We start from the raw sequence: 21,083 nt of genomic DNA, 5'->3' as shown, positions 1-21,083 counted from the left end.
AATGGAAGCGCGTCATTATACCCATGCCGCCAGCAGTACTCAATTGGAATCATCGAAGAGCCAAGGAATTATTCTGCCGGTCATGAACTGGTAAGATGCGCGCATGAACAATGATGACGCTATTTTTCAACGTTTAAGCACAGAACGCGATGTGCTCACTGTCAGTCAGCTTAACGCACGGGCACGCAGCCTGCTGGAGGAAGTCTTCCCGCGGGTGTGGGTGGAGGGCGAGCTGTCCAACCTGGCACGCCCCTCCTCCGGTCACTTGTACTTCACGCTAAAGGACAGCGGGGCCCAGGTGCGCTGCGCGCTGTTCCGGCAGAATGCAGCCCGCATCAGACTCGATCTGCGCGACGGCTTGCTGGTGCAGGCACGGGGTCGGGTGAGCCTCTACGAAGGCCGCGGCGATTATCAGATGATCATCGACAGCCTTGAGCCGGCCGGTGATGGTGCTCTGCGCCAGGCTTTTGAAGCTCTCAAGGCGAAACTGCAGGGCGAAGGACTCTTTGCAGCGGAACGTAAGCGCCCCTTGCCTTCGCACGCAACCCGTATCGGTGTGATCACCTCACCCAGCGGCGCTGCAGTAAGGGACATCATCAGCGTATTCGGCCGTCGCGCGCCCTTCATCGAGCTGGTCATCAGTCCGACCGCCGTGCAGGGCCGCGAGGCGGCACCGCAAATTGTGCGAGCATTGGAGCGCGCTGACCGCGCGGGCTTTGACGCATTGATTCTGGCGCGCGGCGGCGGCTCCCTGGAAGACCTCTGGCCTTTCAACGAGGAGATGGTCGCCCGCGCAATCGCCGCCTGCCAGACACCCATCATCAGCGCTGTAGGTCACGAGACGGATGTCTCGATCAGTGACTTCGTTGCCGATCTGCGGGCGCCCACGCCCTCGGCAGCAGCTGAGCTGCTGAGTCCGGACACTCAGGCGATGCTGGCCCAGCTGCAGCGCAGCCACCGGCAACTGCAACAGTGCATGAAAGTACGTCTGGCTCGCGAAAACCTGCGCCTGGACAACCTGCGCCGCCGGTTACGCCATCCAGGTGAACGCCTGGCGCAACAGAGCCAGCATCTGGATGAGCTGGACATGCGTCTGCAGCGCGCGTGGCGACATCGGCTGGAACAGCGTCAGCAGCAGTTGATCAATTTGCGGGGACGGCTCCAGCATCAACATCCAGAGCGTCTGTTACGCGTGCTCCACGAACGCCTCGAACAGCTACGCCAACGCCTGCCCCGCGCGATGAACCTGCAAGTGCAACAGCGCCGACAGCGCCTAGAGAGCGCCGCGCAGGGTCTGCACCTGATCAGCCCGCTGGCCACGCTGGGGCGCGGCTATAGCATTCTGCTGGACCAGCAGGGCAAGGCCATTCGCAGCCAGCAAGACACCCAACCCGGTCAGCAACTGCAAGCGCACCTCGCTGAAGGACAGCTGACACTGCGGGTGGAGTCAGAGCAGCCCCATACATTGCCGTTGCTGGACTAGGCTCTGCTGTCGTTTCATCACGCAACGGATCACGAACACCGTAACTGAAATGCCCACCGCTCTTTGTTAGGATGGGCCCGCGCCCCGCCTGGGGCGCCGCCATTCACCAACCATTCTGGATAGTCATGGAAGCGCAATACAACGACGTCATCAATTGGCTGGAGAATTATCCCCAGCTGCACACTCTCATCGCGCTCTGCCTGCTGGTCATCGGCGCCTGGCTTGCTAACTGGGTCGTCAAACGCCTTCTGGTGCGTGGTCTCGTTCGCCTCCTGCAAGCTACTTCCGTCGGCAAAGGTCAACTGCTGCATGACTCAAAAGTCATCTCTCGCTTGGCCAATATCGTCCCGGCGCTGATTCTGTCCGGCGGTATCGGGCTGATCCCGGGCCTGCCAGAAACCGTCATCATCATAGTACGCAACGTCTGCGGCGCTTTTATCATCCTCACTGTCGCGCTGGCCATCACCCATGCCCTGATGCTGGCCAACAGCGTTTATGAGCGACGCCCCAAGGCTCGCCACAAGCCGATCAAAGGCTACATCCAGCTGGCGAATATCGTTATTTATTCGATAGCCGCGATTCTCATCATTGCCACCCTGATCGACCGTTCACCGCTGATCCTGCTATCCGGTCTGGGTGCCATGGCTGCGGTACTGATGTTGATCTTCCAGGACACCTTACTGTCACTGGTAGCCAGCGTGCAGATCAACTCCAACGATATCGTCCGCGTTGGCGACTGGGTGGAGATGCCCGCCTTGAGCGCAGATGGTGATGTCATCGATATCTCGCTGCACACCGTCAAGGTACAGAACTGGGACAAGACCATCACCACCATCCCCACCAAGCGCCTGATCAGTGATCCGTTCAAGAACTGGCGTGGCATGCAGGAGTCCGGGGGCCGGCGAATCAAGCGCAGCATCATGCTGGATCAGCAGAGCGTGCATTTTCTCGACGATGAAGAATGCCAGCACTTGCACCGTTTCCGCTTGCTGGATGACTACCTGAAGGAAAAGCAGACAGATATTGACAAGTGGAACAAGCAGCTAAAGCAACAGGGCCAGGAGCCGGTGAATACCCGCAGGATCACCAATATCGGTACATTCCGTGCCTATGTGGATCGTTATCTGCGCAGCCATCCAGGCATTCATCAACAGATGACGCTGATGGTCCGCCAACTCAACCCAACCGCCGATGGCCTGCCAATGGAGCTGTACTGTTTCACCAATACCGTGGCTTGGGTCGAATATGAAGGCATCCAGGGGGATATCTTCGACCACTTGCTGGCGATCCTGCCGGAATTCGGACTGCGTGTATTCCAGCACCCAAGCGGCAATGACCTGCGGCAGATGAACCTGCCAGGCCAGGCCAAATCAGAGCCTGGCGTCAGCTCACTGGGCTAATCTTCATCGGCGCGCCTGCTCGGGCGCGCCGCATTCTGCTGTCAACCTTGGAAAAACCGCCTTACTTGGCAATAAAACACCAATCAGCCCCAACCTTACGAACATATATTGCTTTTCCATAAGACATATTGCGCATTAAGCGCGAAATATCTAAAGTTGAAGCATGAAAACACTTCAAACACAGATCACCCTCCGACAGCATGCCTGTCTCTGCCTGGTAAGCCAGCGACTGCGTCACTGACGCCCTTCTTTCGTCTGCCCGATATTCCCGGCCCACAAGGCCACCCAGAATACAGAACAGGATTTTCGCCATGACCATGCTCACCAACCCGTCCAGCAAGTACCGTCCTTTCACTTCGATCGCCCTGCCCGACCGCACCTGGCCGGACAAGATCATCGACCGCGCACCGATCTGGCTGTCCACCGACCTCCGCGACGGCAACCAGTCGCTGATCGAGCCGATGGATGCGGAAAAGAAAATGCGTTTCTTCAAGTGCCTGGTTGCCGTGGGCCTCAAGGAAATCGAAGTCGGCTTTCCTTCTGCTTCGCAGACCGATTTCGACTTCGTCCGCGAGCTGATCGAAGGCGGCCATATTCCCGATGACGTCACCATCCAGGTGCTGACCCAGGCCCGCGATGATCTGATCGAGCGCACTTTCGAGTCTATCAAAGGCGCGAAACAGGCCATCGTGCATTACTACAATGCCTGCGCGCCGGCCTTCCGCCGGATCGTCTTCGATCAGGACCAGGCCGGGGTGAAAGCCATTGCCGTGGCGGCGGGCAAGACCATCCGCCGGCTGGCCGAGGCCACCCCGGAAACCCAGTGGCGCTTCGAGTACTCCCCTGAAGTGTTCAGCTCGACCGAGACCGACTTTGCCGTGGACGTGTGCAACGCGGTGATCGGCGTGTTCGAGCCGACCCCGGACAACAAGCTGATCCTCAACCTGCCAGCCACCATCGAGTGCGCCACGCCGAACAACTATGCCGACCAGATCGAGTGGTTCGGTCGGCATATCGATCGGCGTGACAGTGTATTGATCAGTGTGCATACCCATAACGACCGCGGCACCGGCGTAGCCGCCTCGGAGCTGGCGGTAATGGCCGGTGCCGATCGTGTTGAAGGCTGCCTGTTCGGCAATGGCGAGCGCACCGGCAACGTCTGCCTGGTCACCCTGGCACTGAACCTCTACACCCAGGGCGTGGATCCACAGCTGGACTTCTCGGACATCGATGCCGTGCGCAAGGTAGTCGAGGATTGCAACCAGCTGCCGGTACACCCGCGCCACCCCTATGCCGGTGATCTGGTACATACCGCCTTCTCCGGCTCGCACCAGGATGCAATTCGCAAGGGCTTTACCCAGCAGGACCGAAACGGCGTCTGGGAAGTACCTTATCTGCCCATCGACCCAGCGGACATCGGTCGCAGCTACGAGGCAGTGATTCGGGTCAATAGCCAATCCGGCAAGGGTGGCATCAGCTACCTGCTGGAGCAGGAATACGGCATCAGCCTGCCGCGCCGTCTGCAGATCGAGTTCAGCCAGGTGGTACAGGGTGAGACCGACCGTCTGGGCCTGGAAATGACCGCCAGCCAGATCCATCAGTTGCTCGACCGCGAGTACCTGCAGGCCACCAGCCCATACGCCCTGATCCGTCATCGCCTGCAGGAAGAGAATGGCACCAGCGCGGTGGATGTCGAGGTGCTCAATGCCGGCATCACCCAACACTGGCGCGGCGTGGGCCGTGGCCCGCTGGAAGCGCTGGTCGCCGGCTTGCCGGAAACCCTGGAGATCATGGATTACCATGAGCATGCGATCGGTTCGGGCAGTGACGCCAAGGCCGCCGCCTATATCGAAATCCGCCTGGACAATGGGCGTCCGCTGCACGGTATCGGTATTGATGAGAACCTGACCGCAGCCAGCTTCCGCGCTCTGTTCAGCGCCCTGAACCGGGCACGGCGTCAGGCCGAAGCCCAGGCTGCCTGAACAGGCATAACGCCTCCGACCGCCGGCTTTGCGCTCCGCCGGCGGCAGGTTAGAATCAGCGCATGTCCATTCAACATGCGCTGCTTACTTCACTTCTGGAACGCCCCTCCTCCGGCTACGAGCTGGCCAACCGGTTCGATCACTCGATCGGTTATTTCTGGCAGGCAACCCATCAGCAGATCTACCGCGAACTGGGACGCATGACGTCAGCCGGCTGGCTGCTGGTCGAGCATGACACGGCCAGCACCGGGCGCCGGAAGAAGACTTACCACGTGCTGGAGGCCGGCCGACAGGAACTGGCCCGCTGGGTAGCCGAGCCTGGCAGCACCGGCAGTAACGATCAGGCCCTATTGATCAAGCTGCGCGCCGAAGCGGTCATGGGGCCTTTGGGTGCGGGTGAGGAATTGCGCCGATTGATCGAACAACACCAGCAGCGCCTGCAGATGTACCGTGACATCGAGCAGCGTGATTTTTCTGTTGCGGATAGGGACCATACGCAGAAGTTGCGTCATGCCGTGTTGCGCAAGGGCATCATGACTGAAGAGAACTGGCTGGCCTGGGCAAAGGAAACCTTGCCGCTGATGGAGTGACCGGCCTAGGACCTGTGGAGGGCCGGGACCCACCCCGGCTCTCCACTATTGAAACAGACTACAGAGCAGCCACGCGCTCGCGTGCAGCCTGATATTCGCTCTGCAGACGCTTGATCAGCTCCGCTGCAGACACTACCTGCTTCACCGCACCCACCCCCTGCCCCGCACCCCAGATATCCCGCCAGGCCTTGGCTTTATTACTCCCGCCGGAACCAAAATTCATTTTTGATGGATCGGACTCGGGAAGAGCCTCCGGATCCAAGCCACTGTTGATGACGCTCTTGGTCAGATAGTTACCGTGAACGCCGGTAAACAGGTTGGAGTAGAGAATATCCGACGCGGTGCTGTCGACAATCATGCTCTTGTAGGCTTCATCGGCATTGGCCTCATGGGTCGCAATGAAGGCCGAGCCTATATAAGCCAGATCTGCCCCCGCCGCCTGCGCCGCAAGAATGGCATTACCGTTGGAAATGGCACCGGACAGGAGCAAGGGCCCATCGAACCACTCGCGGATCTCATGAATCAGCGCAAATGGCGATAGCGTGCCTGCATGGCCACCTGCACCCGCCGCCACGGCGATAAGCCCGTCGGCACCTTTCTCAATCGCCTTCTTCGCATAGAAATTGTTGATCACATCATGCAATACAATGCCACCATAGGAATGCACCGCTTCGTTCACGTCTTCGCGCGCACCCAGCGATGTAATGACAATCGGCACCTTGTATTTGACGCACAGCTCCAGATCCTGCTCAAGGCGATCATTGGACTTGTGCACTATCTGGTTGACGGCAAAGGGCGCTGCCGGCTTTTCGGGATGCTGGGCGTTGTACTCAGCCAACTCGCTGGTAATGCGTTGCAACCACTCTTCGAAAACCTCGATCGGGCGCGCGTTCAGTGACGGAAAGGCACCTACTACCCCTGCTTTGCACTGGGCTATGACCAAGTCTGGATTGGAGATGATGAACAGCGGTGAGGCAACCACCGGTATGGACAAACAGCCCTTGAGAATAGCGGGTAAAGCCATGGAAACGCTCCTGAAGATAAAGTCCGGAAAAATAGGGTTCGTGTAGCCAATCAGACGTTCGAGGCAGGCCCACCCTGCAGCACTGCTGCATAGGGAGCCATCCGCTTGCCCATCTCCTCAGCCAATGCCTGCAGACCGCTGAGCGGTCGAACCATGACCTCGAACTCAAGGATCTTGCCCTGGGCATCAAAGCGCAGCATATCAATACCCTTGAGCTGCTTGCCGTTGACCTTGGCGCTGAATTCCAACACTACGCTGCTGCCGTCTTCACTGACGAAACTGCGGTAATAGGTGAAATCCTCAAATACCGTGTTGACCGTTTTGAGGACCAGCTTGATAGCGGCTTTGCCGGGATAGGGCCTGTGGGCTACAGGCGAGCGGAACACGATGTCATCTGCGAGCAAGGGATCCAGTTCTTCCATGGCGTTGCGCTGGAGAATCTCATGCCAGGCGGCCAGAGTATGCCGCGCAGCAGAAGACAGTTGTCGTACTTGCATGATTATTTCCTTTATTGGGCAAGATGATGCGACCACCTGCTCGATGACACAGGTCGTCCTGCAATCCAATACCAGAAACTAGCAAACCCCATGCTAAGTATGCAACTGGTTGCATACCAATAACGGCATAAAAAACCCGCCGAATGGCGGGTTTTTTATTACGACAGGGTTGCGCCTGAAGGCAGAACAGCCGGACTCAACGCTTGTCTCGGCGCTTCTTCTCGGCTTTCTTGTGGTGACTCATGAGTCGACGCTTCTTGTTCACCTGACGCTCGGACAGCTTGTTCTTCTGGTCCGCGAAAGGATTGTCGCCACTCTTGTATTCCACACGAACCGGCGTACCGGACAGTTTCAACACCTTGCGGAACACGTTCTCCAGATAGCGCGTATAAGAACGCGGCACGGCGTCCAGCTGATTACCGTGAACGACAATAATTGGCGGGTTGGAACCACCCAGGTGGGCGTAACGCATCTTGATCCGTCGACCGTTGACCATAGGCGGCTGGTGTTCGGACACTGCGGCTTCGAGGATCTCGGTCATGCGCTTGGTCGGGACCTTGGTCATGGCACTTTCATAGGCCTGGTCCACAGACTTGTAGAGCGACCCGACACCGCTGCCGTGCAGAGCAGATATGAAATGCTGATCGGCGAACTCAGTGAAGATCAGGCGGCGTTTCAGCTCGGTCTTGACGTAGTCCTTCTCCCCTTGCTCCATGCCATCCCACTTGTTGATGGCAATCACCAGTGCACGGCCTGCTTCCAGCGCAAAGCCCAGTAGATGCAGATCCTGCTCGACGATGCCGTCGCGGGCATCGACGACGAAGATCACCACGTTGGCATCCTGAATAGCCTGCAGCGTCTTGATCACCGAAAACTTTTCAATCGCCTCGAACACTTTACCGCGGCGCCGCACACCGGCGGTGTCGATCAAGGTGTAGGGCTTGTCATGCCGCTCATAGGGTATATAAATACTGTCCCGCGTCGTGCCGGCCTGGTCGAATACCACCACCCGGTCTTCACCCAGCATGCGATTGACCAGCGTGGATTTGCCGACGTTGGGACGACCGATGACGGCGATCTTGGTGCCGATCGGCTCAACCTGCAGCCGCTCGATGATTTCACCGTTCTCGTCCCGCTCTTCGGTCTCGATGTTGCCTTCGCCCAGTACCGCCTGCAGCATCGGGTTGATGTTGCGACCATGCGCGGCCGCAATACCGATCGGCTGACCCAGACCCAACGCGGCGAACTCGCCGACGATGGAATCCTGATCGGCACCATCGAGCTTGTTGGCAATCAGAAAAACGTGCTTATCGCGCTTACGCAGATGCTCGGCGATCATTTCATCACCGGCGGTGCGGCCGGAACGCGCGTCCACCAGAAACAGTACCGCATCGGCTTCTTCGATGGCTTGCAGCGACTGGCCAGCCATGATGTTGTCGATACCGTGCTCATCACCGGTCAGACCACCGGTATCGACGACAATATAGGGCTGCCCTTGCCAGACCGCCTCGCCGTATTGGCGATCGCGCGTAAGCCCCGCCACATCAGCGACTATGGCATCACGACTTTTGGTCAGACGGTTGAACAGTGTGGATTTACCGACATTCGGTCGGCCCACCAGGGCAATGACAGGAACCATGATTACTCCGCGCACCTTATCGGTGCCAAACAAAAACAAAAAGGCCGCTGCTCCGTCAGTGGGCAGCGGCCAAGAAAGTATAACCTGTTTCGGCTTCAGCGCAGCTGATAGGCCGCCAGATCGCCGCTGTTACCGTATATATACAGCGTATCGCCCTGCACGATAGGCGCGACGCGAACACCTTTGCTGTCAGCACGAACGCGGCCCACCAGACGACCGTCAGTCTGCGCCAGCAGATGAACATAGCCTTCGAAGTCGGCTACCGCCACGTAGCTGCTGAATGCAACCGGGCCGGTCAGTTGGCGGCGCTGCAGGCTGTCGTTGGTCCACAGTGGCGTTGCGCGGCCCTGATCATAGGCTTCAAGCGTACCGCCGGCCTGGCTCAGGTATACGCTACCGAAACCGACCGCCGGACCTGCATGACTGGAAGTAGGACGCTGCCAACGGATATTGCCGGTTTCACTGTCCAGAGCGACCAGATTGCCTTGGTAGGTAGCGGCATACAATGTCTGACCATCCAGCAGCAATCTGCCATCGATATCCACCATGCGCTCCAGCTCCGAGCGACCCTGAGGCTGGGCGATGCGCTGCTCCCACTGTGGAATGCCATTCTGTGCATCCAGTGCCACCACGCGACCGCTGGCCAGACCGGCGTATACGCGATGCAAGGTGACCACCGGCGCACTGTGTCCACGCACGGTCAATACCGGCAAACTGGACTCATAGATCCAGCGCTGCTCGCCGGTCCCGATATCCAGTGCCACCAACTTATCATCCTGGGTCTGCACGACCACCACATCGCCGTTGGTCTGCGGAGGAGCCAGCACTTCGCTGGATACCTGCGCGCGCCACAGTTCGCTGCCGTCGCTTTCATCAAGGACGATCACGTTGCCGTTCAGCGTACCCAGCATGACCCGTCCACCGCCCGCGCCAACCGCGCCGGACAGCGGCTCCTTGAGCTTGACCTGCCAATGGACCGAGCCGGTGTCACGATCCATCGCGACCACACGACCCTTGGCATCGGCGGCGTACAAGGTCAGTCCATCGACCGTCGGCTTCAGCTTATTGAACAAATCACCTTGGCCAACACCGATATTGCGTTTCCAGCTACGCTCGAGTTGCACTTCGGCATCAAACTTTTCCAATTCCGCCGGTGGCAGCTCCTTCTTGCCGGAACCGCTGCAGCCAGCCAGTAACAGGGCAGCAAGCCCGGCAACCAGAGTTCGGGACATCAGCTTCAAGAGGCTTCCTCCGCCAGGTCGTCCAGTTTCAGTTGCAGCTGCGGACGCGCGCGCGGGTCGCTGGTGGCGTCAAGCGCAGCTTGATAGGCCAGACGAGCATCTTCCACTCGTCCGAGGGTCAACAGCAGATCGCCACGCACTTCCTCGCGACCAGCCAGCAGTTCGCCGGATACGGGGGAACTGAACAATTCAAGTCCCTCTTCAGCACGCTCCAGCTGCGCCAGTACCCGCGCCAAGCGCTGACGGGCCACTTCCTGCAGAGCCTCGTCGCTGCCATCCTCGGCAACATCACGCAGGAGGGTCTCCGCTGCGGCAAAGTCCTCGGCCTCCACTGCCAGACGCGCCTGCATCAACGCAGCGAAACTGGCGTAACGAGTACCTGGATAATCCTTGCGCAGGGTCTCAGCCAATTCGGCGCCACGCGTGCGACCCGCTTCGCTATCATCCTGCAGCACGCTTTCAAGCATATTCTGGTATACGGCAGACGCGTTGGCGGCCTTGGTTTCCTGGAAGTTGGTCCAGCCATTCCAGCCAAACACACCCGCCAGCGCCAATACCACGCCAGTCAGCACGGGCACACCATGGCGGTGCCAGACTTCCTTGATCTTTTCTATCTGCTCATCTTCTGTCTGGTAACTCACCCTGCTCTCCTTATACCGCATCCAATCAATTGGTCGTTGTGACGAAACTTACAGCAATATCTTGCGCAGTTGCTCTGGTACTGCATTCCATGCCAGATTCAGCTGTTCGCCATCTCCGCGCAGAGGTTTGAGGCCAACCTGCCCCGCTGCCGCTTCCTCTTCACCGAGGATCAACGCACACAGCGCACCGGACTTGTCGGCCTTCTTGAACTGGCTCTTGAAACTGCCGCCGCCACAATGCACTACCAAGCGTATTCCGGGCAAGGCATCACGCAATTGTTCAGCCAGACGGATGGCAGCTTGCTGCGTCCCCGTCCCCAAGGCGACCAAATAGACATCAACCTGCCGGGACAGTTCGGCGGGCACTTTGCCGAGGGTTTCGATCAGCAGCAGCAGACGCTCCACACCCATGGCAAAACCGACTGCCGGAGCCGGCTTGCCGCCCAACTGCTCAACCAGTCCGTCATAACGACCACCGGCACATACAGTGCCCTGGGCGCCGAGCTTATCAGTCACCCATTCGAACACCGTCAAGCCGTAATAGTCCAGCCCACGCACCAGGCGCGGATTGATCACATAGGGAATACCGGCGACATCCAACAGCGTCTTCAGACCGTCGAAATGGGCACGGGCTTCATCATTCAGGTAATCGGCCAGCGCCGGCGCGGCGGCCAGCAAGGCCTGGGTGTCCGGGTTCTTGCTGTCGAGTACGCGCAACGGGTTGCTGTCCAGCCGACGCTGACTGTCTTCATCCAGCTGCTCGAAACGCTCGCGCAGATAAGCCACCAGATCGTCACGGTAGCGGGCCCGGTCAGCGCTGGAGCCAAGGCTGTTCAGTTCAAGAGTGACCGCGTCATCCAGCCCCAGCTGCTGCCACAGGCGCCAGCTGAGAATGATCAGTTCGGCATCGATGTCCGGGCCAGTCAGATTGAAAGTTTCCACCCCCACCTGATGGAACTGGCGATAGCGGCCCTTCTGCGGCCGTTCGTGGCGGAACATCGGCCCGGTATACCAGACCTTGTGGCTGACGCCACCACCCAGCAGGCCGTGCTCGAGCATGGCGCGCACGCAACCGGCAGTGCCTTCGGGGCGCAACGTCAGAGAGTCGCCGTTACGATCGGCAAAGGTGTACATTTCCTTCTCGACGATATCGGTCACTTCGCCAATGGAACGTTTGAACAACTCGGTAGACTCGACGATCGGCAGGCGGATCTGCTGATAACCGTAACCGGCCAGGACCTTGGCGACGGTACTTTCGAGGTATTGCCACAACGCGCTGTCGGCGGGCAGGATATCGTTCATGCCGCGCACGGCTTGCAGGTTCTTCAAAATCGTCTTTCCTTAATCTGCCGCTTATCCGCGGACGATGGTGTTGTCGTCCAGCGCCTGTTTGGCGGCGACTTTTTCGCGAATCATTTTTTCCAGGCGGTCTACCATGCCTTCATTGGTGATTTTCTGGCTCGGCGCGCCATCCACATACAACAGGTTGTTCGGTGAGCCGCCGGCCAGGCCGATATCAGCCTCCTTGGCTTCACCCGGGCCATTGACCACGCAGCCGATCACCGCCACATCCAGCGGCACCAGTACATCGTCCAGACGCTCTTCCAGCTCGTTCATGGTCTTGACTACGTCGAAGTTCTGTCGCGAGCAGCTCGGGCAGGCAATGAAGTTGATGCCACGGGAACGCAGCCGCAGGGACTTGAGGATATCGAAACCAACCTTGATCTCCTGGACCGGATCGGCCGCCAGGGAAATGCGGATGGTGTCACCGATACCCTCGGCCAGCAGCATGCCCAGACCGACCGAGGATTTCACGGTACCCGAGCGCAAACCACCTGCTTCGGTAATACCCAGATGCAACGGCTGTTCGATCTGCGCGGCCAGCAGACGGTAGGCGCCTACGGCCATGAACACATCGGAGGCTTTCACGCTGACCTTGAAGTCCTGGAAATCCAGCTTGTCGAAGTGGTCGACATGGCGCAGAGCCGATTCCAGCAGCGCTGCGGGTGTCGGCTCGCCGTATTTCTTCTGCAGATCCTTTTCCAGCGACCCGGCGTTGACGCCAATGCGGATCGGGATGCCATGATGACGGGCAGCATCGACCACAGCGCGGACTCGGTCCTCGCGGCCGATATTACCCGGATTGATACGCAGGCAGTCCACGCCCAGCTCGGCGACGCGCAGGGCGATCTTGTAATCGAAATGAATGTCCGCCACCAGCGGCATACTCACCTGCTTGCGGATTTTGCCAAAGGCTTCGGCCGCTTCCATACTCGGCACCGATACCCGGACGATATCCGCGCCCACTGCTTCCAGTTGCCGAATCTGCGCCACCGTTGCTGCGACATCACAGGTTTCGGTATTGGTCATGCTCTGCACCGAAATCGGCGCATCGCCACCCACCAGGACCGAACCCACACGTATCTGGCGGGATTTTCTGCGCTTGACTGGAGATTGCTGATGCATTGCGTTACCTCTTGGGGCCCGTTGACACTATTGACCCAGACGAAGCCGTGCAACACCCGACTGGCTGTTGACCTTGAGCTCCACTGGTTGCCCGTTGTATTCAATTCTGCTGACGGCGCCGGCTGCGCCGATCACCAGATCCAACGGTCCCTGCTGATCGATATTCAGGGTTTGTCCTTGCTGCATCTGACTGCTGTGCAGCACCCTGCCACCGGGAACACTGACCTGCACCCAACAGTTATCCGAGAATGCCATTACCAACCCACTCTGACTTGTTACCGCCTGGGCGTCTGAAGCTGCTTCGGGCTGTGGCTGCGCTGTCGTAACGGGTAGGTCGTTATCCGCGGCTTCCGCAGCGGGAGCAACAGACTCCACCGCGGCGTCCGGCTCAATGACACCCGCTTCGGTCTCGACCGGCTCGGCGGTGGCCTCTGCGGTATCCGGCGCAGGCACCGTCTCCGCGTCCGGATTGCTGAAGCTCTCCGGCAACGCCATTGCGTCTACTTGAACATCGTCCATGGCACCGGTTTCTGCAGCCTGGCTCGGCGCCTCGCGACTCACGTTCCACCACCACAGACCCAACGACACCATGATGGCAATGACCAGTATGGTGGTCAGCGTCATGACTGCTCGCGCGCCGCGCTTGGGCGCAACCACGACCTTGTCGATGGTATGAACCTGGCTTTCGCGCTTCTCGACGCCAACATAGCGATCATAGTCCTGCACCAACCGGTTCGGATCCAGTTTGAGCAGACGTGCATAGGCACGTACGTAGCCGCGGGCAAAGGTATCGCCTGGCAGGCGGTCAAACCGGCCGGCTTCCAGAAAGCCCAGCGTGGCCCGGCTCAGTCGTAGATGGGTGGCGACTTCCTCGGCGGTGAATCCGACCCTCACCCGCTCGTCATGCAGCAGTTGACCCGGATTGATGCGACCGGCGTCTTTGCCGGCGTCTGTTACCCGTTCCTCGACCATCAGGACTGCTCCGACTCAAGCAGGGCACGCGTCTCCGGCGTTGCCGGATACAGCCGGCGCAGCTGTAATGCGTAGCTGGCCGCCCTGTTGTGATCATTAAAGCGGCGCGCCAACTGCACACCCAGCCACAGGCTGGAGGCGTTCTGTGCGGAGCTCTGGCTGAAATTCAGATAATGGTTCCAGGCGGGCACATAGTTCTGTTCGCTGAACTCCATGCGCGCCAGTTCCAGCAGCGCCAACGGCTGGCGGCTACTCAGTCGCAGAGCGCGCTCGAAACTGACCTTGGCTTCCTCAGATTTGCCCAGCTTTTTATAGGCCAGGCCGAGGTTTTCGAAAACCCGCGAGCGCTCATGATAGAAGGTGTCTTCCGACGCCTTCTGGAAATAACCCAGCGCTTCGCTGTAACGCTTCTGTTCCATCAGGAACGCGCCGTAGTTGTTCAATATGCGAGCACTGCTCGGTGCGCTGGCCAAAGCGGCGCGAAAATGCTTGTCCGCCGATGCCGCTTCGCCTTCCTGCTGGAATACCAGCGCCAGGGCGACGTTTGCGGATTCGGAACGCGGATCGATTTTCAGCGCTTCGCTCAAGGGCGCCTTGGCGCGCTCGGTCTCACCATTCTGCAGATACCCCAACCCGAGCTGAACATAGGCGTCCCGCGCCTCGTTCGGATCAGTTTTGCGGGTCGGCTGATCGGAGGTGGTCACACAGCCACTGAGCACCAGACTCAATAACCAGATCACGACAATTTGCTTGTTCATCACAATCGTTCCTCGGCTGGATGTTATCGGCGATTTGTCGACGGCGTTACTTCAGCCTGCTCATCGGCAAGCTGGCGTACCGCGATGTAGCGTTCACTGCGCCGGGTCTTATCCATGACCTGGCCGACCAGCTGTCCGCATGCTGCGTCTATATCCTCTCCCCTGGGAGTGCGCACCGTGACGTTGTAGTCAGCGTTGTGCAACATGTCCTGGAAACGGCGGATGGCATTATTACTCGGCCGCTCGTAACCGGAATGGGGGAAAGGGTTGAAGGGAATCAGGTTGATCTTGCACGGCGTTTCACGCAGCAACTCGATCAGTTGTCGAGCGTGTTCCGGCTGATCATTCACATCCTTGAGCAAGGTGTACTCGATGGTCAGAAAACGCTTCTCGCCCAGCCCGGCAATGTATTTATTGCAGGCTTCCAGCAAGACCGACAGGGGGTATTTCTTGTTCAGGGGTACCAACTGGCTGCGCAGTTCGTCGTTCGGTGCATGCAACGACAGAGCCAGCGCCACGTCCGTGACTTGCCCCAGTTTCTCGATCATCGGCACCACGCCCGAGGTGGACAAGGTCACCTTGCGCTTGGATATGCCGTAACCCAGATCGTCCATCATCAACGTCATGGAATCGACCACATTGTCGAAGTTGAGCAGTGGCTCACCCATGCCCATCATCACCACATTGGTGATGGCGCGGTCGACTCTGGCCGGCACGGTACCGAAGGATTTGTTGGCAATCCACACCTGGCCGATGATTTCGGCGGCAGTCAGGTCGCTATTGAAGCCCTGTTTGCCAGTGGAGCAGAAGCTGCAGTCCAGCGCGCATCCGGCCTGGGACGATACGCACAGCGTACCGCGGCCATTCTGCGGGATGTATACCGTTTCGACGCAGCTGCCAGACGCCACACGCACCACCCACTTGCGCGTGCCATCTGTGGAAATATCTTCGCTGACCACTTCCGGGCCGCGAATTTCAGCACGGGCCTTGAGCTTGTCGCGCAGGACCTTACTGACATTACTCATGTCATCAAAATTGTCGACACCAAAGTGATGGATCCATTTCATGACCTGCCCGGCACGAAAGCGCTTCTCTCCAAGCTCTTCGAAAAAAGCTTCCAGTTTCGGCTGTGTCAGGCCCAGCAGGTTGATCTTGCCGGTGGTCTCAGTCATTGCAATCCATCACTCAGTTGGTGTCTGTAGCAGGGCTCAGCGGGTACGCTGGCACAGCTCGGTTTCGGCGAAGAAATAGCCGATTTCACGGGCAGCGGAAGCAGCGGAATCAGAACCGTGAACCGCGTTGGCATCGATTGATTCGGCGAAGTCAGCACGGATGGTACCGGCAGCCGCTTCTTTCGGGTTGGTAGCGCCCATCAGGTCGCGGTTCTTCAGTATTGCGCCTTCGCCTTCCAGAACCTGTACCACAACCGGGCCGGAAATCATGAAGCTGACCAGATCCTTGAAGAAGGGACGCTCTTTGTGCTCAGCATAGAAACCTTCAGCATCAGTCTGGGACAGTTGAACCATCTTGGCCGCGGCAATGCTCAGACCAGCCTGCTCGAAGCGGCTCAGGATCTGACCAACAACGTTCTTGGCAACGGCATCGGGCTTGATAATGGACAGGGTGCGTTCTACGGCCATGAAACTCTCCAGACGAAGTAAAAAATTGACAGGTAACAGGAATTGTTAACCCGCAGATTATACGCAGGTTGACTGCAAATACGTAACAGGCGCAACAATCAAGTTGAAACGCCTTATTACCCGGCTTTCCGCAGCTTCAGCACCGCATTGCAGAGCACTTCAGCCGCCTGCTGTATATCAACCTCCGTGGTGAAACGCCCCAGGGACAGACGAATGGAGCTGTGCGCCAGCTCATCCGACAAGCCGATAGCACGCAACACGTAGGATGGCTCGACCGAGGCCGAAGTGCAGGCAGACCCGGTGGATAGTGCCAGATCACGCAGGGCCAGTAACAAAAGCTCGCCGTCCACGCCGGCAAACGCCAGATTCAGGTTATGCGGCACGCGGCGCTCCGTTGAGCCGTTGACGAAGACGCCGTCCAGATTCGCCAGCCCCTCCAACAGCTGCCCATGCAGTGCGACCATGCGTTGATTTTCCGCCGCCATCTCTGCACCGGCCAAAGCAAAGGCTTCGCCCATGCCAACCAACTGGTGAGGCGCCAGTGTCCCTGAGCGCATGCCTCGCTCGTGTCCGCCGCCGTGGATCAATGCCTCGACACGTACATCCGGCGAGCGCCGCACATAGAGAGCCCCAACGCCCTTGGGACCATAGGTCTTATGGGCGCTGAAGGACATCAGGTCGACCGGCAACTGTTTGACATTAATCGCCAGCTTGCCGGTGGACTGCGCTGCATCAACATGGAACAACACGCCATGCTCCCGGGCCACTGCGCCCAGCGCAGCGATATCGTTGATCACGCCAATCTCGTTGTTGACCTGCATCAGCGACACCAGAATGGTGTCTTCGCGCAGCGCCGCCTGCAATTGCGGCACACTGATCAGTCCATCCGCCCCCGGCTTCAGATAAGTGACCTCGAAGCCCTCACGTTCCAGCTGACGGCAACTGTCAATGACCGCCTTATGCTCGATCTGCGAGGTAATGATATGCCGACCCCGCTCGGCAAACGCACGGGCAGCTCCTTTGATCGCCAGATTGTCAGACTCGGTGGCACCTGACGTCCAGACGATCTCGCGGGGGTCTGCACCCACCAGGTCAGCCACTTGACGCCGCGCCAGTTCGACGGCTTCCTCAGCCTGCCAGCCGTACAGGTGTGAACGCGAAGCCGGATTGGCAAAGTTGCCATCCATGGTCAGACAGGCGCACATTTTCTCCGCCACACGGGGGTCAACCGGTGTAGTGGCAGCATAATCCAGATAGATCGGCAATTTCATGGCACCCCCTCAGCGTGGCGCGGAAACGTCGGCGTCCGGGTCGGACGACTCGACATCCGTATCATCCCTGAGCGATTCAAAATCCTCGGTATCCAATTTCGGCAGATCCCGTGCGCAGTAATCACTACCCAGCTCGTTCAACGCCTCGCACATACCTTCGATTCGGCCATCCACCGCATGCATGTGATCCAGCATGAGACCGATGGCGCGGGCGACCGGGTCGGGCATGTCGCGGGTTTCACCGTAGGCATCAAAACCGATCTTCTCGGCCATGGCCTGGCGCTTGATGTGCTGCTCATCGACCACTTCCTCCTTGACGATGATACGACCGGGAATACCCACCGCTGTAGCCCCCGCCGGAACCGCCTTGGTCACCACCGCATTGGAGCCGATCTTGGCGCCCTTGCCCACAGTGAACGGACCCAGCACCTTGGCGCCAGCCCCCACCACCACACCGTCTTCGAGGGTCGGATGACGCTTGCCCTTGTTCCAGCTGGTGCCGCCCAGGGTCACGCCCTGATACAGAGTCACATCGTCACCAATCTCGGCAGTTTCGCCGATCACCACGCCCATGCCATGGTCGATGAAGAAGCGCCGCCCGACCTTGGCACCGGGGTGAAGCTCGATACCGGTCAGCCAGCGTCCCAGGTTGGATACCATACGTGCCAGCAGACGGGCATCGCGTACCCACAGACAATGCGCCAGACGGTGAAACCAGATCGCATGCAGACCGGGATAGCAAAACAACACTTCCAGCTTGTTGCGGGCAGCAGGATCACGATGGAATACGCTGGCGATATCTTCTTTCACTCGGTCGAACATGCTTAACGTCTCCGCGCACCGGACGCTTGCACGCCGATGGTTTTCTGAGTTTCTGTCAAGATGCCGCGCAGGATGTTCATCTCGACGACGTTGGGATGGATGCGCCCGAATAGGCGGCGCAAACGGGGCATCAGCTTTCTTGGGTGCTGTGGATCAAGGAAACCGATTTCAACCAGCACCTGCTGCAAATGTGCATAGAACTGCTCCATCTGCTCGGCGGTAGCGGGCACTTCGTTATCCAGCGCGGTGGTTTCAAGCTTCTGCATCTTGGTCGGCTGCCCTTGGCGCTGCAGGCTCTGCATGCGCAATTCATAGGCTAACACCTGGACCGCGGTGGCCAGATTCAGTGAGCTGAAGTCCGGATCCGAAGGGATATGCACGTGGAACTGACAGCGCTGCAGCTCATCACTGGTCAGACCCGAGTCCTCGCGACCGAACACCAGGGCCACCGGACCAGCGGCGGGGCCTTCAAGTTGGTCCAGCACTTTATCGGCCGCTTCCCGCGGATCGACTACCGGCCAGGGAATACGCCGATCCCGGGCACTGGTGCCAAGCACCAACACACAATCGGCGAGTGCCTCTTCCAGAGTAGCAACCACCCGCGCGTTGGCCAGTACATCATCAGCACCGGAAGCGCGGGAATTGGCCTCGGGATCAGGAAAGCGTTGCGGATCGACCAGTACCAACTGGTTCAAGCCCATGTTTTTCATGGCCCGCGCTGCGCCACCGATATTGCCGGGATGACTGGTATTGACCAGAACCACGCGAATTTTGTCGAACACGGACACTCCAGGGTTGCGCTACGGGCAGAAGAGCCCTGCATCTTACTAAAATCCACCCCCCACTGACTACGACGCTTTTTTTCATGTCGATAGACAAGTCTGCTATAATTTCCGGCTTTTCGTACCTATATCAGAGATGCCCCCGTATGCAGCCCATGTTGAACATCGCCCTGCGCGCTGCGCGCAGCGCCGGAGAATTGATCTATCGCTCCATGGAAAGGCTGGATGTCCTGACCGTCAGCGAGAAGGAAGCTAACGATTATGTCAGCGAAGTGGACCGGGCTGCGGAACAGGCCATCATCCAGCAACTCCGCAAAACCTACCCCGACCACGGTATTCATGCCGAAGAGTCCGGCTTCCAGCCTGGCCATGGCGAAGGCGCCGACATCGTCTGGATCATCGATCCGCTGGACGGCACCACCAACTTCCTGCGCGGCGTTCCGCATTTCGCAGTAAGCATCGCCTGCCGCATCAAGGGCCGCATCGAACATGCAGTGATCCTCGATCCGGTACGCCAGGAAGAGTTCACCGCCAGCCGCGGCCGTGGCGCCGCCCTGAACGGCAAGCGCCTGCGTGTCAGTGGCCGCAAGAGCCTCGACGGCGCTCTACTCGGCACCGGATTCCCGTTCCGGGAAGACCAGGTCGATGCACTGGACAACTATCTGGGCATGTTCCGTAGCCTGGTCGGCCAGACTGCCGGCATCCGCCGCTGCGGTGCTGCCAGCCTGGATCTGGCCTACGTTGCCGCCGGTCGTTATGACGCCTTCTGGGAGTTTGGTCTGGCCGAGTGGGATATGGCGGCGGGCAGCCTGCTGATCCAGGAAGCTGGCGGACTGGTGAGCGACTTTACTGGCGCCAACCACTTCCTGGAAAAAGGCCATGTGGTAGCCGGCAACCCGAAGTGCTTCAAGGCCGTGCTCACTGCTATCCAGCCGCACCTGACCCCAGCCATGAAGCGCTGATCGACGGCATAAGGGCGAAAGACCAACATCTGGCCTGGCTGGTTAACAGCTTGGCCGGTTGTCCGTTAGGCTGACGCCAGAAACTCCACCAGCGCAGCGTTGAATCGGCTCGGGTCTTCCAGGTAAGGCGCATGCCCCAGCCCGGACAGCGCGAGATGGCGCACATCGGGAATCGACGCCAGCAGCGGCTGAGCCTTGACCAATGGGGCAACCGTATCCTGATCACAGGTGATCACCAGCGTAGGCGCCTGGATACGCACCAGTTCCGGCTTGAGGTCGACCGTCTGGATCGCCCAAGCCGCTGCCGAGACGCCCTCCAGGCGCGATTCGGCAGCAATTTCGGCAACGCGCTGGAAGACTGCCGCAGCGGTGCCGGCCGGTAACATGCCTTTGGCCCGGCGCTGGCCGTATTCCTCCGGCGGCAGATTGCTCAGCTCATCCAGACGACGCTTGTAGCGCTCGCCGGCCTCGCCTTGACGGCTCAAGGCATGGCCAGGATGGGTGCAGGACAACACCAGACGCTTGACCAGCGACGGTGCCAGAATCGCCACCTTCATCGCCACCAGCCCGCCCATGGAGTGTCCCACCAGCGTAACCGGGACCACCGATACCCGACGAATAAAGGCAATCGCTGCGCGGGCCAGATCGGTGAGATCGTCACCGACCACATCCGAGCCACCGTAACCGGGCGCATCCCAGGCGATCACGCGCCCGCTGGCCGAGAAAGCTTCCAGTTGCGGCTCCCAACTGCTGGCATTGCCATTGATGCCATGCAGCAGCACCATGGGCTCGCCGTCGCCGCGTCCAAGATAAGTGATGCGGCCATGCTCGAGCATGACGCTGGAGCGCGCCGCCGGGTTGCTGACCTTGCTCGTTTGATTCATGTATGACTTCCTTACTGACGATGTTCTAC

General features: G+C 59.2%; 21 protein-coding genes. 5 read left to right on the top strand and 16 right to left on the bottom strand.

The annotated features are described in order from the left end of the window. Nucleotides 1–103: 103 nt before the first annotated feature. Nucleotides 104–1,483, top strand: a complete 1,380-nt coding sequence (gene xseA, locus INT39_RS09575; protein ID WP_193073672.1) for an exodeoxyribonuclease VII large subunit — start codon at nt 104–106, stop codon at nt 1,481–1,483. 125 nt (nt 1,484–1,608) lie between these two features. Further along, nucleotides 1,609–2,883 (top strand): mechanosensitive ion channel family protein, encoded by a 1,275-nt coding sequence (locus INT39_RS09570; protein ID WP_193073671.1) that lies wholly within the window; start codon nt 1,609–1,611, stop codon nt 2,881–2,883. Nucleotides 2,884–2,944: 61 nt separating this feature from the next. Here INT39_RS09570 and INT39_RS09565 read toward each other — a convergent pair whose 3' ends face one another. Then, nucleotides 2,945–3,196, bottom strand: a complete 252-nt coding sequence (locus INT39_RS09565) for a hypothetical protein (protein WP_193073670.1) — start codon at nt 3,194–3,196, stop codon at nt 2,945–2,947. Here INT39_RS09565 and leuA point away from each other — a divergent pair. Both leuA and INT39_RS09555 read left to right on the top strand, forming a co-directional pair. Continuing rightward, on the top strand, nt 3,195–4,865 hold the full coding sequence (gene leuA, locus INT39_RS09560; protein WP_193073669.1) for a 2-isopropylmalate synthase: 1,671 nt from the start codon (nt 3,195–3,197) through the stop codon (nt 4,863–4,865). The two genes, INT39_RS09565 and leuA, sit on opposite strands and share 2 nt — an antisense overlap. Before the next feature lie 62 nt (nt 4,866–4,927). Further along, a complete protein-coding gene (locus INT39_RS09555; protein WP_193073668.1) occupies nt 4,928–5,455 on the top strand; it encodes a PadR family transcriptional regulator in 528 nt (175 codons plus the stop codon). Nucleotides 5,456–5,513: 58 nt separating this feature from the next. Here the strand turns inward: INT39_RS09555 and INT39_RS09550 are convergent, their stop codons facing one another. From INT39_RS09550 to trmJ, 14 genes are all read right to left on the bottom strand, one after another. Beyond that, entirely contained in the window at nt 5,514–6,479 is a 966-nt protein-coding gene (locus tag INT39_RS09550) for an NAD(P)H-dependent flavin oxidoreductase (RefSeq protein WP_193073667.1), read from the bottom strand. Nucleotides 6,480–6,529: 50 nt separating this feature from the next. Continuing rightward, a complete protein-coding gene (locus INT39_RS09545; protein WP_193073666.1) occupies nt 6,530–6,976 on the bottom strand; it encodes a nuclear transport factor 2 family protein in 447 nt (148 codons plus the stop codon). Between the two features lie 196 nt (nt 6,977–7,172). Further along, nucleotides 7,173–8,615, bottom strand: a complete 1,443-nt coding sequence (gene der, locus INT39_RS09540; RefSeq protein ID WP_193073665.1) for a ribosome biogenesis GTPase Der — start codon at nt 8,613–8,615, stop codon at nt 7,173–7,175. Between the two features lie 95 nt (nt 8,616–8,710). Beyond that, a complete protein-coding gene (gene bamB, locus INT39_RS09535; protein WP_193073664.1) occupies nt 8,711–9,847 on the bottom strand; it encodes an outer membrane protein assembly factor BamB in 1,137 nt (378 codons plus the stop codon). A 5-nt stretch (nt 9,848–9,852) separates the two neighbouring features. Continuing rightward, entirely contained in the window at nt 9,853–10,497 is a 645-nt protein-coding gene (locus tag INT39_RS09530; RefSeq protein ID WP_193073663.1) for a YfgM family protein, read from the bottom strand. Between the two features lie 48 nt (nt 10,498–10,545). Next, nucleotides 10,546–11,829 carry a histidine--tRNA ligase gene (hisS, locus tag INT39_RS09525; protein ID WP_193073796.1) on the bottom strand — a complete coding sequence of 428 codons (1,284 nt, stop codon included), beginning with the start codon at nt 11,827–11,829 and terminating at the stop codon, nt 10,546–10,548. A gap of 21 nt (nt 11,830–11,850) precedes the next feature. Next, complete coding sequence (gene ispG / locus INT39_RS09520) at nt 11,851–12,963, bottom strand: flavodoxin-dependent (E)-4-hydroxy-3-methylbut-2-enyl-diphosphate synthase (RefSeq protein ID WP_193073662.1); 1,113 nt, start codon at nt 12,961–12,963, stop codon at nt 11,851–11,853. Between the two features lie 27 nt (nt 12,964–12,990). Then, nucleotides 12,991–13,935, bottom strand: a complete 945-nt coding sequence (locus INT39_RS09515; RefSeq protein ID WP_193073661.1) for a helix-turn-helix domain-containing protein — start codon at nt 13,933–13,935, stop codon at nt 12,991–12,993. Next, the gene (pilW, locus tag INT39_RS09510; RefSeq protein ID WP_193073660.1) at nt 13,935–14,693 is read right to left on the bottom strand and encodes a type IV pilus biogenesis/stability protein PilW; all 759 of its coding nucleotides are present in this window, start codon (nt 14,691–14,693) and stop codon (nt 13,935–13,937) included. The genes INT39_RS09515 and pilW overlap by 1 nt, the downstream gene beginning before the upstream one ends. Nucleotides 14,694–14,716: 23 nt before the next feature. Next, nucleotides 14,717–15,865: a 23S rRNA (adenine(2503)-C(2))-methyltransferase RlmN gene (rlmN, locus tag INT39_RS09505; protein ID WP_193073659.1), complete on the bottom strand. Its 1,149-nt coding sequence runs from the start codon at nt 15,863–15,865 to the stop codon at nt 14,717–14,719. Nucleotides 15,866–15,901: 36 nt separating this feature from the next. Further along, nucleotides 15,902–16,333, bottom strand: coding sequence for a nucleoside-diphosphate kinase (ndk, locus tag INT39_RS09500; protein WP_193073658.1), 432 nt, complete (start codon nt 16,331–16,333; stop codon nt 15,902–15,904). A gap of 116 nt (nt 16,334–16,449) precedes the next feature. Next, the gene (locus INT39_RS09495; RefSeq protein ID WP_193073657.1) at nt 16,450–17,604 is read right to left on the bottom strand and encodes an IscS subfamily cysteine desulfurase; all 1,155 of its coding nucleotides are present in this window, start codon (nt 17,602–17,604) and stop codon (nt 16,450–16,452) included. A gap of 9 nt (nt 17,605–17,613) precedes the next feature. After that, nucleotides 17,614–18,426, bottom strand: coding sequence for a serine O-acetyltransferase (gene cysE / locus INT39_RS09490; RefSeq protein ID WP_193073656.1), 813 nt, complete (start codon nt 18,424–18,426; stop codon nt 17,614–17,616). Between the two features lie 2 nt (nt 18,427–18,428). Beyond that, nucleotides 18,429–19,208, bottom strand: a complete 780-nt coding sequence (trmJ, locus tag INT39_RS09485) for a tRNA (cytosine(32)/uridine(32)-2'-O)-methyltransferase TrmJ (protein ID WP_193073655.1) — start codon at nt 19,206–19,208, stop codon at nt 18,429–18,431. Nucleotides 19,209–19,354: 146 nt separating this feature from the next. On the opposite strand from trmJ, the gene suhB reads away from it, so the two are divergent. Next, nucleotides 19,355–20,170, top strand: coding sequence for an inositol-phosphate phosphatase (gene suhB, locus INT39_RS09480; protein WP_193073654.1), 816 nt, complete (start codon nt 19,355–19,357; stop codon nt 20,168–20,170). 65 nt (nt 20,171–20,235) lie between these two features. Here the strand turns inward: suhB and INT39_RS09475 are convergent, their stop codons facing one another. Beyond that, nucleotides 20,236–21,054, bottom strand: coding sequence for an alpha/beta fold hydrolase (locus INT39_RS09475; RefSeq protein WP_193073653.1), 819 nt, complete (start codon nt 21,052–21,054; stop codon nt 20,236–20,238). Nucleotides 21,055–21,083 lie beyond the last annotated feature (29 nt).

Source organism: Pseudomonas sp. FME51, assembly GCF_014897305.1.
This window is presented reverse-complemented; position numbering and strand designations above follow the sequence as displayed.

What these genes read in the sequence shown, in the direction of transcription:
- der (WP_193073665.1), bottom strand. Translation starts at nt 8,615, where the DNA reads ATGGTTCCTGTCATTGCCCTGGTGGGCCGACCGAATGTCGGTAAATCC.
- cysE (WP_193073656.1), bottom strand. Translation starts at nt 18,426, where the DNA reads ATGTTCGACCGAGTGAAAGAAGATATCGCCAGCGTATTCCATCGTGAT.
- suhB (WP_193073654.1), top strand. Translation starts at nt 19,355, where the DNA reads ATGCAGCCCATGTTGAACATCGCCCTGCGCGCTGCGCGCAGCGCCGGA.
- pilW (WP_193073660.1), bottom strand. Translation starts at nt 14,693, where the DNA reads ATGAACAAGCAAATTGTCGTGATCTGGTTATTGAGTCTGGTGCTCAGT.
- INT39_RS09565 (WP_193073670.1), bottom strand. Translation starts at nt 3,196, where the DNA reads ATGGCGAAAATCCTGTTCTGTATTCTGGGTGGCCTTGTGGGCCGGGAA.
- INT39_RS09570 (WP_193073671.1), top strand. Translation starts at nt 1,609, where the DNA reads ATGGAAGCGCAATACAACGACGTCATCAATTGGCTGGAGAATTATCCC.
- bamB (WP_193073664.1), bottom strand. Translation starts at nt 9,847, where the DNA reads ATGTCCCGAACTCTGGTTGCCGGGCTTGCTGCCCTGTTACTGGCTGGC.
- INT39_RS09515 (WP_193073661.1), bottom strand. Translation starts at nt 13,935, where the DNA reads ATGGTCGAGGAACGGGTAACAGACGCCGGCAAAGACGCCGGTCGCATC.
- INT39_RS09550 (WP_193073667.1), bottom strand. Translation starts at nt 6,479, where the DNA reads ATGGCTTTACCCGCTATTCTCAAGGGCTGTTTGTCCATACCGGTGGTT.
- rlmN (WP_193073659.1), bottom strand. Translation starts at nt 15,865, where the DNA reads ATGACTGAGACCACCGGCAAGATCAACCTGCTGGGCCTGACACAGCCG.
- leuA (WP_193073669.1), top strand. Translation starts at nt 3,195, where the DNA reads ATGACCATGCTCACCAACCCGTCCAGCAAGTACCGTCCTTTCACTTCG.
- INT39_RS09555 (WP_193073668.1), top strand. Translation starts at nt 4,928, where the DNA reads ATGTCCATTCAACATGCGCTGCTTACTTCACTTCTGGAACGCCCCTCC.
- INT39_RS09475 (WP_193073653.1), bottom strand. Translation starts at nt 21,054, where the DNA reads ATGAATCAAACGAGCAAGGTCAGCAACCCGGCGGCGCGCTCCAGCGTC.
- ispG (WP_193073662.1), bottom strand. Translation starts at nt 12,963, where the DNA reads ATGCATCAGCAATCTCCAGTCAAGCGCAGAAAATCCCGCCAGATACGT.
- INT39_RS09495 (WP_193073657.1), bottom strand. Translation starts at nt 17,604, where the DNA reads ATGAAATTGCCGATCTATCTGGATTATGCTGCCACTACACCGGTTGAC.
- xseA (WP_193073672.1), top strand. Translation starts at nt 104, where the DNA reads ATGAACAATGATGACGCTATTTTTCAACGTTTAAGCACAGAACGCGAT.
- INT39_RS09545 (WP_193073666.1), bottom strand. Translation starts at nt 6,976, where the DNA reads ATGCAAGTACGACAACTGTCTTCTGCTGCGCGGCATACTCTGGCCGCC.
- ndk (WP_193073658.1), bottom strand. Translation starts at nt 16,333, where the DNA reads ATGGCCGTAGAACGCACCCTGTCCATTATCAAGCCCGATGCCGTTGCC.